This is a genomic window from Pedobacter boryungensis (genome assembly GCF_013204825.1).
Classification (GTDB): Bacteria; Bacteroidota; Bacteroidia; order Sphingobacteriales; family Sphingobacteriaceae; genus Pedobacter; species Pedobacter boryungensis.
In genome coordinates, this window is the sequence record NZ_JABMKV010000002.1 from 916,366 (window position 1) to 931,633 (window position 15,268).

General features: G+C 34.3%; 14 protein-coding genes. 6 read left to right on the forward strand and 8 right to left on the reverse strand.

All coding sequences use genetic code 11. The annotated features are described in order from the left end of the window. Nucleotides 1-88 precede the first annotated feature (88 nt). From rpsK to rplQ, 4 genes are all read left to right on the forward strand, one after another. A complete protein-coding gene (gene rpsK / locus HQN85_RS10670) occupies nt 89-478 on the forward strand; it encodes a 30S ribosomal protein S11 (protein WP_025145207.1) in 390 nt (129 codons plus the stop codon). Nucleotides 479-546: 68 nt separating this feature from the next. Further along, nucleotides 547-1,155 (forward strand): 30S ribosomal protein S4, encoded by a 609-nt coding sequence (gene rpsD / locus HQN85_RS10675; protein WP_173271980.1) that lies wholly within the window; start codon nt 547-549, stop codon nt 1,153-1,155. A gap of 76 nt (nt 1,156-1,231) precedes the next feature. Continuing rightward, entirely contained in the window at nt 1,232-2,224 is a 993-nt protein-coding gene (locus HQN85_RS10680) for a DNA-directed RNA polymerase subunit alpha (RefSeq protein ID WP_090992908.1), read from the forward strand. A gap of 136 nt (nt 2,225-2,360) precedes the next feature. Next, nucleotides 2,361-2,948 (forward strand): 50S ribosomal protein L17, encoded by a 588-nt coding sequence (gene rplQ, locus HQN85_RS10685; RefSeq protein ID WP_173271982.1) that lies wholly within the window; start codon nt 2,361-2,363, stop codon nt 2,946-2,948. A 72-nt stretch (nt 2,949-3,020) separates the two neighbouring features. Here rplQ and HQN85_RS10690 read toward each other — a convergent pair whose 3' ends face one another. Both HQN85_RS10690 and HQN85_RS10695 read right to left on the reverse strand, forming a co-directional pair. Then, nucleotides 3,021-3,650 carry a gluconate 2-dehydrogenase subunit 3 family protein gene (locus tag HQN85_RS10690; protein ID WP_173271984.1) on the reverse strand — a complete coding sequence of 210 codons (630 nt, stop codon included), beginning with the start codon at nt 3,648-3,650 and terminating at the stop codon, nt 3,021-3,023. Between the two features lie 2 nt (nt 3,651-3,652). After that, entirely contained in the window at nt 3,653-5,389 is a 1,737-nt protein-coding gene (locus tag HQN85_RS10695; protein WP_173271986.1) for a GMC oxidoreductase, read from the reverse strand. Between the two features lie 110 nt (nt 5,390-5,499). On the opposite strand from HQN85_RS10695, the gene HQN85_RS10700 reads away from it, so the two are divergent. Then, on the forward strand, nt 5,500-6,693 hold the full coding sequence (locus HQN85_RS10700; RefSeq protein ID WP_173271988.1) for a class I SAM-dependent methyltransferase: 1,194 nt from the start codon (nt 5,500-5,502) through the stop codon (nt 6,691-6,693). Nucleotides 6,694-6,866: 173 nt separating this feature from the next. Next, nucleotides 6,867-8,774, forward strand: coding sequence for a molecular chaperone DnaK (gene dnaK / locus HQN85_RS10705; RefSeq protein WP_173271990.1), 1,908 nt, complete (start codon nt 6,867-6,869; stop codon nt 8,772-8,774). A 148-nt stretch (nt 8,775-8,922) separates the two neighbouring features. On the opposite strand, the gene HQN85_RS10710 is transcribed toward dnaK, so the two are convergent. The 6 genes from HQN85_RS10710 to HQN85_RS10735 form a co-directional block, all read right to left on the reverse strand. Continuing rightward, nucleotides 8,923-9,618, reverse strand: coding sequence for a TMEM175 family protein (locus HQN85_RS10710; protein ID WP_173271993.1), 696 nt, complete (start codon nt 9,616-9,618; stop codon nt 8,923-8,925). Nucleotides 9,619-9,629: 11 nt separating this feature from the next. Beyond that, entirely contained in the window at nt 9,630-10,706 is a 1,077-nt protein-coding gene (locus HQN85_RS10715) for a phosphotransferase enzyme family protein (protein WP_173271995.1), read from the reverse strand. Further along, on the reverse strand, nt 10,697-11,596 hold the full coding sequence (locus HQN85_RS10720; protein ID WP_173271997.1) for a nucleotidyltransferase family protein: 900 nt from the start codon (nt 11,594-11,596) through the stop codon (nt 10,697-10,699). The genes HQN85_RS10715 and HQN85_RS10720 overlap by 10 nt, the downstream gene beginning before the upstream one ends. A gap of 71 nt (nt 11,597-11,667) precedes the next feature. Continuing rightward, nucleotides 11,668-13,236, reverse strand: coding sequence for a helicase HerA-like domain-containing protein (locus HQN85_RS10725; protein ID WP_173271999.1), 1,569 nt, complete (start codon nt 13,234-13,236; stop codon nt 11,668-11,670). 95 nt (nt 13,237-13,331) lie between these two features. Next, the gene (locus HQN85_RS10730) at nt 13,332-13,778 is read right to left on the reverse strand and encodes a DUF2059 domain-containing protein (protein WP_173272002.1); all 447 of its coding nucleotides are present in this window, start codon (nt 13,776-13,778) and stop codon (nt 13,332-13,334) included. Nucleotides 13,779-14,105: 327 nt separating this feature from the next. Continuing rightward, nucleotides 14,106-15,224 carry a M42 family metallopeptidase gene (locus HQN85_RS10735; protein WP_173272004.1) on the reverse strand — a complete coding sequence of 373 codons (1,119 nt, stop codon included), beginning with the start codon at nt 15,222-15,224 and terminating at the stop codon, nt 14,106-14,108. Nucleotides 15,225-15,268 lie beyond the last annotated feature (44 nt).

The window sequence follows — 15,268 nt, forward strand, 5'->3', positions numbered from 1 at the left end:
AGGTTTCTTGGAATAAATAAATTAAAATAGTTAATGGGTCCTGATTATTCGTTAATCAAGTAATTCACTAACTGATAATTAAAGCAAAATGGCTAAAAGTAAAAAAGTTACCAAAAAACGTATTGTTGTAATTGAGTCTGTAGGTCAGGCACACATCAATGCTACGTTCAACAACATCATTGTTACTTTAACAAACAACAACGGTCAAACTATTTCATGGTCGTCTGCAGGTAAAATGGGATTTAAGGGTTCAAAAAAGAACACTCCATATGCTGCTGGTCAAGCTGCATCTGATTGCGGTAAAGTAGCATTTGATTTAGGTCTACGTAAAGTAGAAGTATTTGTTAAAGGTCCAGGCTCAGGCCGTGAGTCTGCAATCAGAACTTTGCAAGTTGCAGGTATCGAAGTGACTTCTATTAAAGATATCACTCCGCTTCCACACAATGGATGTCGTCCTCCTAAGAAAAGAAGAGTTTAATTAATCATTTTTAAAGCTAAGAGTCTCCCGATTTAAGTTGGGAAGATACTTTAAAATCAAAAACAACAATGGCAAGATATACAGGACCAAAGTCCAAAATAGCCCGTAAGTTCAGAGAGCCAATTTTTGGCCCTGATAAAGTATTAGACAGAAAAAACTATCCTCCAGGTCAACATGGCGCTTCAAAAAGAAGAGGAAAGCAATCTGAGTACGCAGTTCAGTTAATGGAAAAGCAAAAAGTAAAATATACTTATGGTGTATTAGAAAAACAATTCCGTAACTTATTTACTAAAGCTTCATCTCGCGAAGGTATCACTGGTGATAATTTATTGCAATTATTAGAGGCACGTTTAGATAATACCGTTTATAGATTAGGTATTGCTCCAACTCGTTCAGGTGCACGTCAATTGGTTAGCCACAAACATGTAACTGTTAATGGCGAGGTAGTAAATATTCCATCATATCAATTAAGAGCTGGTGACGTTATTGCAGTACGTGATAAATCTAAATCATTAGAAGCAATTACAAATTCTGTAGCAGGAAGAATGATCAATAAATTTAATTGGTTAGATTGGAATGCAAGCGAGTTAACAGGTAAGTTTTTAGCTTATCCTAACCGTGATGAGATCCCAGAAAACATTAAAGAGAATTTAATCGTCGAGTTGTACTCGAAGTAATAAATTTAGTTAAAGCCTTAATGGCTTTAACTTTTTTACGTTACACAAAATTAATAACGATCTAAAAACATTATAAATGGCAATTTTAGCATTTCAGAAACCCGATAAGGTAATCATGCAGAAGTCAACTGATTTCGATGGTCAATTTGAATTTCGTCCTTTAGAGCCCGGTTTCGGTGTAACAATTGGTAACGCCTTAAGAAGAATTTTACTTTCTTCTTTAGAAGGTTTTGCTATTACAAGTATTCGTTTTTCAGGCGTTTCTCACGAATTTTCTACCATGAAAGGTGTTGTAGAAGATTTAACAGAAATTATCCTAAACTTAAAACAAGTTCGTTTTAAAAAAGTAGGCGACTCTGGAGATTCAGAAAAAGTTTTCATCATTGTAAACGGTCAAGATCAATTCTTAGCTGGTGATATTACAAAATTCTCTAACAATTTTGAGGTTTTAAACCCTGATTTTGTAATCTGTAACATGGAGAAATCAGTTACTTTAGAAGTAGAATTAACTATTAATAAAGGACGTGGTTATGTTCCAGCTGAAGAGAATAAAATTACTGATACAGTAGTTGGCGTAATTGCAATTGACTCGATTTTCACTCCAATGAAAAATGTAAAATACACGATTGAGAACTATCGTGTTGAGCAAAAAACAGATTACGAGAAATTAATTTTAGATATTTCTACTGATGGATCTATCCATCCAGAAGAAGCTTTAAAAGAAGCAGCTAAAATTTTGATTCAACACTTTATGTTATTCTCTGATGAGAATTTAGTTTTAGAATCTCAAGCTAAAGAAGAAACTAAAGAAGTTGATGAGGAAATTTTACACATGCGTAAAATCCTTAAAACAGAATTGGTAGATTTAGATCTTTCAGTTCGTGCTTTAAACTGCTTAAAAGCAGCGGATATTCGTACTTTAGCTGATTTAGTTTCTTACGATGTTGCTGATATGTTAAAATTCAGAAACTTCGGTAAAAAATCTTTAACTGAAATTCAAGAATTGGTAAAATCTAAACAATTATCGTTTGGAATGAACCTTTCTAAATTCAAGTTAGACGAAGAATAAAAACAGTTTTCAGTTTTAAGTTTGCAGTTGTGAAATTGTACTTGAGGCTCGGAATATAATATTAATTAAATATTCACTGTGTATAATTCCCTCAGATTAAGTTCAAAGAGACGGTATACACTTTACAAAACAAAAAATGAGACACGGTAAAAAACACAACCATTTAGGTAGAACTACATCGCACAGAAAAGCGATGTTGGCTAACATGGCTTCATCATTAATTAAGCACAAGAGAATTTCAACTACTTTAGCGAAAGCAAAAGCTTTACGTGTGTATGTTGAGCCAATCATTACAAAATCTAAAAACGATACTACACATTCTCGTCGTATTGTATTCTCTTACTTGCAAGATAAAGAAACAGTAACTGAATTGTTTCGTGATGTAGCTGCGAAAGTTGCTAATCGTCCAGGTGGTTATACTCGTATTATCAAATTAAACAATCGTTTAGGTGATAATGCTGAAATGGCATTAATTGAGTTAGTCGATTATAACGAAGTTTACGGTCAAGATACTGCAGCTGCAGAGAAGAAAACTACACGTAGAGGTAGAAGCAAATCGGCTAAGGCTGCTGCGCCTGCTACTGAGGCAAAAGCTCCAAAAGCTGAAGCTGTAGTTGAAGAGGCTGAAGTTGTTGAAGAAGCAGTTCCGGCTGTTGAAGAAACCCCTGCAACTGAAGAAGCTACTCCAGAAGCAAATGCTGATGAAGAAACTCCAAAAGCATAGTTAAAACTTAACTAAAATATAAAACCCTCTTGATTTTACGTCAAGAGGGTTTTTTGTTGAAATACAAAATTGTTATATTTTTATATTTTCCATTCCATATTGTTTTAAAACGTCAGCTGGAACCCCTGTCCATTGATTTGGAACATTGCCCACGTATCCAATATCTTTAACACCCATTTCAGTAGTGTAAAAACCAGAAGCAGTAAGACTTCTCATTCTATTAAAAAAAGCAACACCAGCTTGCATTTCTGGTTTAGCTTTTGATGGATAGGCAATTTCATCAATTATACTAATCTGTTCTTTTGAAGAAGCTTCTATAAAAGGTTTTTCATATCTATTGAAACATTGAATATCCAACCATTTTAAACCACCACGCATTGGTATTTGATGCTCTGGCATATCCTTTACAATAAATTCAATAAATTCTGGGACTTTTGCCTCAGAGGCACTTCCTGAAACACTATCTTTCGGGATAATTATATCAGCCAAAACAGTTATAGTAGCCATTTCATGCTTAGTGAAAAATGTTTCTGATTTTAATTTTTTATCTCTATCTCTTTCCCATTGCTCTCGTCCTGCTTCTTTTGAATTGTCCTCTGCTGAAGTCTCAGTATTTGTGCCAGGTTGTTTACATGCTTCGATCAGTACAGTTGTACTTAATGCCGTAAGGCCAATCGCTTTTAAGGAATCGCGTCTATTCATGATTAAATATTTTGTTTTTTCTTTTCTGCTAAAATATATTCTGCTGTTCTCATGGCTAGTGCAAGAATAGTCCATGTTGCATTTTTATCACCTTGTTGTACAAATGGACCAGCATCTACCACAAATAAATTCTTACAATCGTGTGCCTGACAATATTTATTTAATGCTGATTTTTTAGGGTCATCTCCCATTCGAATTGTTCCAACTTCGTGAATGATTTTACCAGGTGCTTCTAATCCATAATTTGTTTCTGGACCTTCAATTTTGGAAGTTACAACTGCACCCATTTCCTTCATTATTGATAAGAAGGTTTCTTGCATATGCTTAGCTTGCAAAATTTCTTCTTTTGCCCATTTGTAATGGAATCTTAACACTGGAATCCCATATTTATCAACTACGTTAGGATCAATTTCACAATAATTATCTTCTCTGGCAATTGCAGTTCCACGACCAGCCATGCCAACGCCTGTACCGTAAAAACGACGATAATCATCTTTTAAGGCCGAACCATACCCGCCAGCTTCTTTCATTTTACCATTTCTATCTGGAACCATTCCATTTTGAGTTGGTACTCCTCCACCAAAACCATAAGAAGGCATTCGCATTCCACCACCATATTCGATATGGTAGCCACGAGGGAAATCTAATTTTTTATTATCTAACCACCACGGAGAGTAAATGTGAACACTACCCACACCATCTTCATTATATCTTTTTCTATCTAATAATTGAGGAAGAAAACCTGAAACGCTTGCACCAGTAGAATCATGCAAGTATTTTCCAACTACTCCGCTATTATTTGCTAAGCCATTTGGATGTTGTGACGATTTTGAATTCAGTAAAATTCTAGCTGATTCGCAAGCACTAGCACCTAAAATAATTAACTTTCCATTTACTTGATATTCTTGTAAATCTTTTCTATTTACGTAAGATACACCTTTTGCTGTACCATCTTTATCTGTAATTACCTCTCTAACCATAGCGTCAGTAATTACAGTTAAATTACCAGTATTTACTGCCGGAATGACCAAACATGAGGATGCAGAAAAATCACCGTACACTTTGCAACTTCTTCCACATTGGCCACAGTAAAAACAAGGTGCACGATCTTTATTTCCTTTAATTTCTTCAGTCATAACTGCACCACGACCTGTAATTACTTGAACACCAGCTTTTTCTGCACCTTTTTTAATAAAAAGTTCATTAAGTCTTGGTTTAGGTGGCTTCATGAAAATCCCATCAGGCTCATTTTCTATTCCTTCTACAGTTCCATAAATTCCTATCATACGATCAACTTTATCGTAAAATGGTTTTACATCAGCATATGTAATTGGCCAAGGATCGGTTAAACCATCTGTTGGTTTAAAATCTATTGGACCCATTCGTAAAGAAATCCTTCCCCAATGGTTTGTACGTCCACCTAGCATTCGCGATCTAAACCATTCGAATTCTGTTTTATCTTTAGTTGTGTAAGGTTCACCGTCTAATTGCCAGCCACCGTAAGAAGCATCAAAATCTCCAAAAGGTCGCGTTGTTCCAGCACCGCGACGGGGAGATTCCCATGGCCATTTCATTTGGTGGGCATCAATTCTTGGATCGAAATATTGACCAGCTTCAAGCATCAAAACTTTTTGTCCTGCATTTGCTAAAACATATGCTGCCATTCCTCCACCAGCTCCAGAGCCAACAATTATGGCGTCATAAACTGTAGATGATTTTTTTATTTGAAAGTCACTCATTATAAATGGTTAGAAATTTAACGATATCCTAATTTAAGCTTAATTTTGGCAAATGAAAATGTTACATCTGCTATTTTAATAAAATCGATGTAACAAATTAATCTAAAGTTATGAGCAACAGTGAAATATTAGCAAAATTTAGGAATCTTTTAAAGGAAATTATTGCTGATGGCAGCTTTGTAAAACTCTCTCTTGGTAACTATCAGGGTAATGATAAAGAATTAAAAAATCTTTATGTGAAAAAGGTGAAAATCAAGAGGCATGATATGCTTTCTTTTAATTATCGTTATAAAACTAGAGATATTTTTAAAAACCATGCAATTGAAGATGGACTTAATTTAATTTACAATTTATTAAGTAACGATTTTAAGATTTGTACTTTATTTTCTGTCAATAAAGAAATAATAATTGAGCATGATAAGAAAGGTATAATAAAAATTAGACAAAGAGATTTAAATACAAATCTGCAACCAAATTTGAATCATAATAAAGAGAAAAAACGCATTATCAAATCCCAGGGAAATGCTTATTTGCATTCGTTAAAGATTACTGATGAAGAAGGAAATGTTTTTAAAAATGCACAAGATAAATACAAACAGATTAATCAATATATAGAGATTTTAAGTTCTTTAATTAAGGAATTACCTGCAGGAACCATAAAAAATGTAGTTGATATGGGCTCTGGTAAAGGATATTTAACTTTTGCTTTGTATGATTATCTACATCAACAACTAAATTTAAAAGCTAATGTTACGGGCGTTGAGTTTAGAGATGATTTGGTAAAGTTATGTAATGATATTGCTCAAGAATCTAAATTTGATCAACTAAATTTTGTTGAAGGAACGATTGAAGATTATCAAGTAAAAGATATTAATCTATTAATTGCCTTGCATGCTTGTGATACAGCAACCGACGATGCAATTTATAAAGGAATAAATGCTGGTGCAGAATTAATTGTGGTCGCTCCTTGTTGCCATAAACAGATTAGAAGAGAAATAGAAAAGAACAAAGTTAAAAATGATGTTTCCTTTTTAACCAAATATGGAATTTTTCTAGAACGCCAAGCTGAAATGATTACTGATGGCATTAGGGCTTTAATTTTAGAATATTATGGCTACAAAACCAAAGTATTCGAGTTTATTTCTGATGCGCATACACCAAAGAATGTGTTAGTGGTAGGAGTGAAGCACAAGGAAAAAGTAGCAAAGAATAAAGAAGAGATATTACAAAAAATTAAAGAGACCAAAGCTTATTTCGGGATTGATTACCATCATTTAGAAAGATTGCTCAATCTTAAATCGTAAATCACTGTCATCATTAATATTTGAATATGGCTTCTGCCAACGTGTCAGCCATTTTTACTTGTCTTTTTTACATTTTAACAGGCTTTTTACTATTATTTCTGCCAAAACCTAATTGGCACATTGCTTGTTATTAAGCATGTAAACATTAAAAATTTAAAGAAATATATAATAAAATGGGAAAAATAATTGGTATAGACTTAGGAACAACAAACTCTTGCGTTTCTGTAATGGAAGGTAACGAACCTGTAGTTATAGCCAACAGTGAGGGTAAGCGTACTACGCCATCTATTGTTGCTTTTGCAGAAAATGGCGAGCGTAAAGTAGGTGAACCTGCTAAACGTCAGGCGATAACGAACCCTACAAAAACAATTTATTCTATTAAACGCTTTATGGGCAGCAGTTATGCTGAAGTTGCTAAAGAAATTGCTAGAGTACCTTATAAAGTAGTTAAAGGTGATAACAATACGCCTCGTGTAGAAATAGACGATCGTAAATATACACCACAAGAAATTTCTGCTATCATTTTGCAAAAAATGAAGAAAACTGCTGAAGATTTCTTAGGACAAGAAGTTACAGAAGCAGTTATTACAGTACCAGCTTACTTTAATGATGCACAACGTCAGGCTACTAAAGAAGCAGGAGAAATTGCTGGTTTAAGTGTAAAGCGTATTATTAACGAACCAACTGCAGCTGCTTTAGCTTATGGTTTAGATAAAGCACACAAAGACATGAAAATTGTTGTGTTTGACTGTGGTGGTGGTACGCATGACGTTTCTGTTTTAGAATTAGGTGATGGAGTTTTTGAAGTTAAATCTACTGATGGTGATACACACTTAGGTGGTGATGACTTTGACCACGTAATTATTGATTGGTTAGCTGCTGAATTTAAAAACGAAAACGGAATGGATTTAAGTCAAGATCCAATGGCGTTACAACGTTTAAAAGAAGCTGCTGAAAAAGCAAAAATTGAATTATCAAGTACAACTTCTACAGAAGTTAACTTACCTTATATTACTGCTGATGCTAGTGGACCAAAACACTTAGTTAGAACGTTAAGTCGTGCTAAATTTGAGCAATTAGCTGGCGATTTAATTAAACGTACAATCGACCCTTGTAAATCTGCTTTGAAAAATGCTGGTTTAAAAGTTACTGATATCGACGAAATTATCTTAGTAGGTGGTTCAACTCGTATTCCTGCAATTCAAGATGCTGTTAAGTCTTTCTTTGGTAAAGATCCAAGTAAAGGTGTAAACCCTGATGAAGTTGTAGCAATTGGTGCTGCTATTCAAGGTGGTGTTTTAACAGGTGAAGTTAAAGATGTATTGTTATTAGATGTTACTCCACTTTCTTTAGGTATTGAAACTATGGGTGGTGTAATGACGAAATTGATCGAAGCAAATACAACTATCCCTTCTAAAAAAGCAGAAACTTTCTCTACAGCTGCTGATAATCAGCCTTCAGTAGAAATCCATATTTTACAAGGTGAGCGTCCAATGGCTGCTCAAAACCGTACAATTGGTCGCTTCATTTTAGACGGAATTCCACCTGCACCTCGTGGCGTGCCTCAAGTAGAAGTTGCTTTTGACATTGATGCTAACGGTATTTTACACGTAAGTGCTAAAGATAAAGCTACTGGTAAAGAGCAGAAAATCCGTATCGAAGCTTCTTCTGGTTTAACTGATGAAGAGATCAAGAAAATGAAAGAAGAAGCTGAAGCTAATGCAGAAGCAGATGCTAAGCAAAAAGAAGAAGCTGATAAAATTAATGGTGCTGATGCCTTGATTTTCTCTACTGAGAAACAATTAAAAGAGTTTGGTGATAAATTATCTGATGATAAAAAAGCACCGATCGAAGCTGGTTTAGAGAAATTAAAAGCAGCTCATTTGTCTCGTAACTTTGCAGATATTGATGCAGCTCAAGAAGAATTGCAAAATGCTTGGAACGTAGCTTCAGAAGAAATGTATAAAGCCGGTCAAGATGGTCAACCACAAGAAGGAGCTCCACAGGCTGATGCACAACAAGGTGGCGATACAGTTACTGATGTGGATTTTGAAGAAGTAAAAGACGACGAGAAGAAATAAGTCTTGAGTCAAAAGTCCTAAGGCGTGATTCTTAGGTTCATAAAAAAAGCGTCGCTGATTAATTTCAGTGACGCTTTTTTTATGGACGTTCGCCATACGAGGCAAGATTAAAACTGTATTTCTTATTGGTATTATTGTATGTTTGATATTACTTCTTACGCTTCAAACTAGGTTTATGTATAAACTCTAATTCTTTCTTTTTACCGAAGTATCTATTTAAGAGCATAATTGCTGGCCAAATTAGCATTGGGCTAAATCTACTCAACATGTTTAAATGATTTTCCCGAGGTAGTAAAAAATTTAGGAGTGCGCCAATAATAAAAATAGAAGGAACAACTAATGTTCTCCAACGAGCTAATTGCCTAGTTTTAAGATCTTCAAATCCTTCAGAAATCCTTCCTCTATGTTTTATAATGTAAGATAATAGAGCATAATTTAAGAGCCCTGTTGCCGCAACATTTGCACAATAGAAATAAAAGGGCAACGAATAAATAGTTTGTTCACTATAATAAGCTGAACTAAATGGCATTAATATAATGGTGAAAAGAAAGAAAAAGTTTAGCCAAATCAATTTATCATCGTAATCTTTAATAAAAGAAAATAACCGATGATGTGAGCGCCAGTAAATAGCAATCACAAAGAAACTAATAATAAAACCAACAAATAAGGGTATTAATTCAGACAATTGATTTAACATGTCAATACCAGTCATTCCCTTATGAATATGAGGAGGTTTAATCTCTATAATAAGAAGTGTAATTGCAATAGCAAAAACAGCATCCGTAAAGAGAATCATCCTTTCAATTTGAAATTCTTTCTTTAATTCTTTATTAACTTGCGACATATATCAGAAACTTAAGATAAACACTCATCAATTATACCCTGCAAAATCTTTTCATTTTCAAATAACTCACTTAAAAGTTTAAACTGATTCTTTGCTCTATCCAAATTTTGTGTAGCATATGTAATCGGATAATAGATGTTTCCATTTAAATAATCAGTTAAAAAACGCAAGGCCTGCATGTAAACAATATATTTCCCTGAAAATAAAATCAATTCCTTTTCCGTAGGAGTTAAAATGGTGGACATTTCAGCTAAATAACCTTTAACAGTAGCCTCAAAATAGGGTAATCTGATTTTTACTTTGTTAAGATCAGTTTCGTTTTCAGAAAAAGCACAAATGTAGGTGCGGATCATATCTCCCAAATCGGAGATGAATTTACCTGGCATTAAAGTATCCAAATCAATAACACAAACACCAATATTAGTAGAAGCATTTAATAATACATTACTAATTTTTGTATCGTGGTGCATTACACGATCTGGGAATTCTTTACTATGTTCAAAAGACCGAAAATAATCTACTATAAAATGATAATGTAAAGCAGTTTCAATTATTTCTTTAGGATTGGCTTTTAAATTAATTGTAGCTTCGTTTAATGCAAAAGTGAATTGCTCATAACGCCAAGCCAAATCATGAAAGCCAGGAATAGTAATAGTTAAAGCTGAAGTATTAAACTCATTTAACAGTCTACTTAATTTGCCAAATTGCTTTGCTGCTTCGTAAGCTTGTTTAGTATCGCTTAAAGTATCAAAAGCTAATGTATTATCTACAAATGGAAGTAAGCGCCAATACTCATTGTTATAATGGGCCATTAAGTCGCCATTTAAGGTAGTAATTGGAGCAGGAAAAAGATATTCTGGACTATGCGTCTTTAAATAATCAGCTACTATTTTAATGTTATTTGCAATAGCAGATGGATCTTTAAAAATCTCTGCATTAACATTTTGAAGGATATATTTTTTATTGTCTTTTAAAGATGAAAGTAAATAGGTGCGGTTAATATGTCCCGAACCTATTTGTTGTAAAGATACGTTGTCCGCTGTAAATCCGTAAGCTTCTATTATTTCTTTAGCAATACTTAGCTCCATAAACTTTCAGGATACATGCCATCTTTTATTAACTGATCTATGCTATTTTGCACAAAGGGCTTATCTTCTTTATAGGTAACACCAAACCATTGGTTAGAAGTTGGCACCACTTTAAAAGTTGCAGTATTGCTTTTAACTAAATTTTCTCCAATTAATGGAATAAAAAATTCTGCCTTTGGATTATTTTTGTTTTCAAGGGCAAAAACTTTAAATAAATCTTCTGTTATCTTGAAAACAGCAGGAGTAAAGCCCCAAAAATTCATAGAAACGGGTGTTTCATAGGCTAACGGATATTCTTTCTCATTCTCCTCATATACTATAGTGCCATCTTTTTCATAAACTTTGGTACGCTCTATAATCTCTTCTAAATTTCCGCTTGCATCAACTTTGCAAACTCCACGTGATACAGCACCAAAGTCCGATAATGTTTTACCAATCTGATATCCAATAATAGAATAATTACTATCAGTAGCCTCGGCATTTAAAAAATGAACCATTTTTTCGTATGCGTCAAAACCATAAAAATCATCAGCATTAATTACACAAAAGGGTTCCTTTACTACTTTTCTGCCCGATAAAATAGCATGCGCTGTACCCCAAGGTTTTTCTCTATAAATTTCCTCTTCAATACCGAATTGTTTTAAATCGAAGTTCTGAAAAACATAGTCTACTTCAATTCTACCTTTAAGTTTAGGGTCAAAAATAGCTTTAAAATTATCTACAAACTCCTCTTTAATAATAAATACCACTTTACCAAAACCAGCTTTAATAGCATCGTAAATAGAATAATCGATAATGGTTTCGCCATTGGGTCCAAAACCATCAATTTGTTTCATGCTTCCATAACGACTAGCCATACCAGCCGCTAATATTAATAAAGTAGGTTTCATCTATTGAAAAATATAGTTGTTAAATAATATAGTTGTTAAATAATAGTAGTTTAAGTGGGCTAAAGATAATATTAAAAGCCAAATAAACTACCGCCAGTCCTTGGTTTTTTGCCAGTTAGCATCCCAAATAAACCACGTACAATTTCTTTCCCAATTTGACGAGTTATTGTGGCTCCCATCACTTGTTCTACAATACTTTTTTCTCCTGGTTTAGGTTTGCTTTCAGCTTCTACACGTTTTTGTTCTTCGGCAGCGGCTTTTACTTCATTATCTTCCGCTAGTTTTTTATTTACTCTATCGGTTAACATTTCAAAAGCACTTACAGGATCAATTGTTTTCTGGTATTTAGTAAACAAGGGACTAGCTTGCATCAGGTTTTCACAGTCTATAGGGGCCATTGGCCCCATTACAGCTCTTGGTGGTGTAAGCATGGTGGCTGCAACTTCTGTTGGAATACCTTTTTCATTTAATACTGTAACTAAAGCCTGTCCAGTACCTAACCCAGTTAGTACTTTATCAATCTCATAAAAGTCGGATTTAGGATAGGTATTTACAGTTTTTTTCAATGCATCTACATCATTAGGTGTAAATGCTCTCAAAGCATGTTGCACTCTATTTCCTAACTGCGCCAATACACTTTCCGGAACATCCATTGGCGATTGCGTGCAAAAGAAAACACCAATTCCTTTAGAGCGAATTAACCTGATAATGGTATTTACCTGCTCTAAAAATGCTTTCGGTGCATCGTTAAACAGCAAGTGTGCTTCATCAAAAAAGAAAATCAATTTAGGCTTATCCAAATCGCCAGCCTCAGGCATTGCATGATAAATTTCGGCTAATAAACTTAACAGAAACGTAGAATATAAAACGGGCTGATTTTGAACATCGGAAATATTTAAAAGAGAAATAACACCTTTGCCATCTACACGATTGAATAGATCCTCAATATCGTAAGATGTTTCTCCAAACATGCCACCTAAACCTTGTTGTTCTATCGCTACAATTTTTCTTAAAATAGTGCTCGAAGTTGCGGTAGAAATAGAGCCGTAGCTGCTTTTAATTTCTGAAGCACCCGTTCCTTCAGATAAATAACCTAAAAGTTTTTTTAAGTCATTTAAATCTACAATAGGCATTTTATTATCATCGGCGTATTTAAACAGCACTGCTAAAACACCTGTTTGAGTATCATTAAGCTCTAAGATTTTGGCTAACAATACAGGGCCAAATTCAGTTACGGTAGCTCGCATTTGTGCACCCAGTTTACCGCTTAGCGAATATAATTCAACCGGAAATCCACTAGGCGAGAAGGGTTTGTTTAATTGTGAGGCTCTTTCTTCAATTTTTGGGTTAGTAGTTCCAGGTTGATTTAAACCAGAAAGATCTCCCTTTACGTCTAACATAAAAACTGGTACTCCAGCGTCGGACAGTTGCTCGGCTAACAATTGCAGGGTTCTGGTTTTACCTGTTCCTGTAGCTCCTGCAATTAAACCATGACGGTTCATCATTCTTAGAGGCAAATTTACCTCCGCTTCACCTAATACCTCGCCATCTAGAATTCCTGCACCTAAATATATAGATGCACTCGTTGGTGCATATGAGGCTTTTATTTTTTCGATGTATAATGATTTTTTATCGCTCATAATGTAAATGTTTGTACGCTTAATTTAAGAAAGAAAATAGGTTAAACTAAAAATAATTGACTTTTTTACCCATATAGCAGGACCTCGGAATTACATTAATTATACTTCTCCTTTAATTTATCAACTATTTTTTGACCAAGCTTCATGCCCCATTGCTGCCCAACTTGCATAGATTCTTGAGTAATGAAAGGGGTTTCTTTGGCAAATTTTTTTCCTATTGGCGATTGATAGAATGCAATTAATTCATTGATATCAGCAAGGGTTAAATGTTTTTCATATACAGGAGCCAACATGTCAACTAAATCGGTCATTGAGGTTTTAACCATCTCTGTACCCATTTCTGTCCAAAATTCTTCAGGTGCATTAGATTTTTGGGTCTTAAAAGCAGTTACCATCTGGTCAATTACAACTTTATAGGTGTTTTCTGCGCCAGATACAACCATCATTTTTTTTACTGCATTTTTGTATTCTGTATTTGTTTGACTAAAACATACGCTTGTAGATAGGATAAAAAATACAAGGAGGGTTAAAATTTTTTTCATGAGCTTTTTGTTTTTAGGGTTAATTTTTATCTGATTATAAAGCTATTTATTTTTAATAGAGTTTACTATTTTCCGAAAAAGAAAGTAAGTATTTCATAGGAATCGTAGTCCTGCTTTGCGTTACAATCTTTTTTATATGTATCAGGCAAGTCAAAGGCCAAGCATCTGCAACAAAAAAGTATTTTCACTGCAATCAGGTTTAAATAACTCAAAACAGCGCAATGGACTTACCTCTTACCAGCGAGTTGGTAACTAAGCACTGCAAGTTTGTTATAAAAACAAAAAGGTCTAAGTTAATCTTAGACCCTTATCTACTTTGTCTAGTTCTTACTTAAACTCTCTAAAATCTTGATCTGCTTTAATGTTTAATAAGCTTTCGTAAATTAAGCTAATTACATTATCGACATCTTCTTTATGCACCATTTCTACAGTGGTATGCATATAGCGCAAGGGCAATGAAATTAATGCAGAGGGTACTCCGCCGTTTGAATAGGCAAAAGCATCGGTATCTGTACCTGTAGAACGAGATGAAGCCTGACGTTGAAAAGGAATATCGTTTTTCTCGGCCGTTTTAATTAATAATTTATTGAGGTTGGTTTGTACCGCAGGCGCATAAGAAACTACTGGTCCTTTGCCGCATGCTAAATCACCCTGTGTAATTTTATTAATCATTGGTGTTGTGGTGTCGTGAGTTACATCAGTTACTATAGCAACATTAGGTTTAATGCGTTGTGCAATCATTTCGGCACCGCGTAAACCAATTTCTTCTTGTACCGAGTTTACAATATATAAGCCAAAAGGAAGTTTTTTCTTGTTCTCTTTTAACAAACGGGCTACTTCGGCAATCATAAAACCACCTGCACGGTTATCTAATGCTCTACCTACATAATAGCGATCGTTTAAAATCATAAATTCATCTTCGTAAGTAATTACGCATCCTACATGAATACCTAGTTTTTCTACTTCTTCTTTAGTAGTGCAACCACAATCTAAAAAGATGTTTTTTAGCTCTGGTGCTTGTTCTTTTTCTCCATGACGTGTATGAATTGCTGGCCAACCGAAAACAGCTTTGACTAATCCTTGGTCGGTATGAATATTTACGCGTTTTGATGGGGCAATTTGATGGTCTGAACCACCATTGCGGATAACGTAAATTAAACCATCGGCTGTAATGTAATTTACATACCATGAAATTTCGTCAGCATGTGCTTCTATAACTACTTTGTAAGCTGCTTTTGGATTAATTACACCAACAGCGGTACCATAGTTATCTATAAAATGTTCGTCTACATAAGGTTTTAAATAATCTAACCATAGTTTTTGCCCTTCCCACTCGTAACCAGTTGGAGCTGCATTGTTGATGTATTTCTCGAAAAATTGTATAGATTTTTTAGTAACTACTGGTACGTGTTTCTTTTTATTATCTTCTTCTTTTTTCTTTGCCATAATTTTATTTTAATTATCGTTTAAATAGATGCTGCACTAAATTG

Coding starts and splice junctions, on each gene's coding strand:
- HQN85_RS10710 (WP_173271993.1), bottom strand. CDS start 9,618: ATGTCGCAAGTTAATAAAGAATTAAAGAAAGAATTTCAAATTGAAAGG.
- dnaK (WP_173271990.1), top strand. CDS start 6,867: ATGGGAAAAATAATTGGTATAGACTTAGGAACAACAAACTCTTGCGTT.
- HQN85_RS10725 (WP_173271999.1), bottom strand. CDS start 13,236: ATGAGCGATAAAAAATCATTATACATCGAAAAAATAAAAGCCTCATAT.
- HQN85_RS10720 (WP_173271997.1), bottom strand. CDS start 11,596: ATGAAACCTACTTTATTAATATTAGCGGCTGGTATGGCTAGTCGTTAT.
- rpsK (WP_025145207.1), top strand. CDS start 89: ATGGCTAAAAGTAAAAAAGTTACCAAAAAACGTATTGTTGTAATTGAG.
- HQN85_RS10695 (WP_173271986.1), bottom strand. CDS start 5,389: ATGAGTGACTTTCAAATAAAAAAATCATCTACAGTTTATGACGCCATA.
- HQN85_RS10690 (WP_173271984.1), bottom strand. CDS start 3,650: ATGAATAGACGCGATTCCTTAAAAGCGATTGGCCTTACGGCATTAAGT.
- HQN85_RS10680 (WP_090992908.1), top strand. CDS start 1,232: ATGGCAATTTTAGCATTTCAGAAACCCGATAAGGTAATCATGCAGAAG.
- HQN85_RS10715 (WP_173271995.1), bottom strand. CDS start 10,706: ATGGAGCTAAGTATTGCTAAAGAAATAATAGAAGCTTACGGATTTACA.
- rpsD (WP_173271980.1), top strand. CDS start 547: ATGGCAAGATATACAGGACCAAAGTCCAAAATAGCCCGTAAGTTCAGA.
- HQN85_RS10730 (WP_173272002.1), bottom strand. CDS start 13,778: ATGAAAAAAATTTTAACCCTCCTTGTATTTTTTATCCTATCTACAAGC.
- HQN85_RS10735 (WP_173272004.1), bottom strand. CDS start 15,224: ATGGCAAAGAAAAAAGAAGAAGATAATAAAAAGAAACACGTACCAGTA.
- rplQ (WP_173271982.1), top strand. CDS start 2,361: ATGAGACACGGTAAAAAACACAACCATTTAGGTAGAACTACATCGCAC.
- HQN85_RS10700 (WP_173271988.1), top strand. CDS start 5,500: ATGAGCAACAGTGAAATATTAGCAAAATTTAGGAATCTTTTAAAGGAA.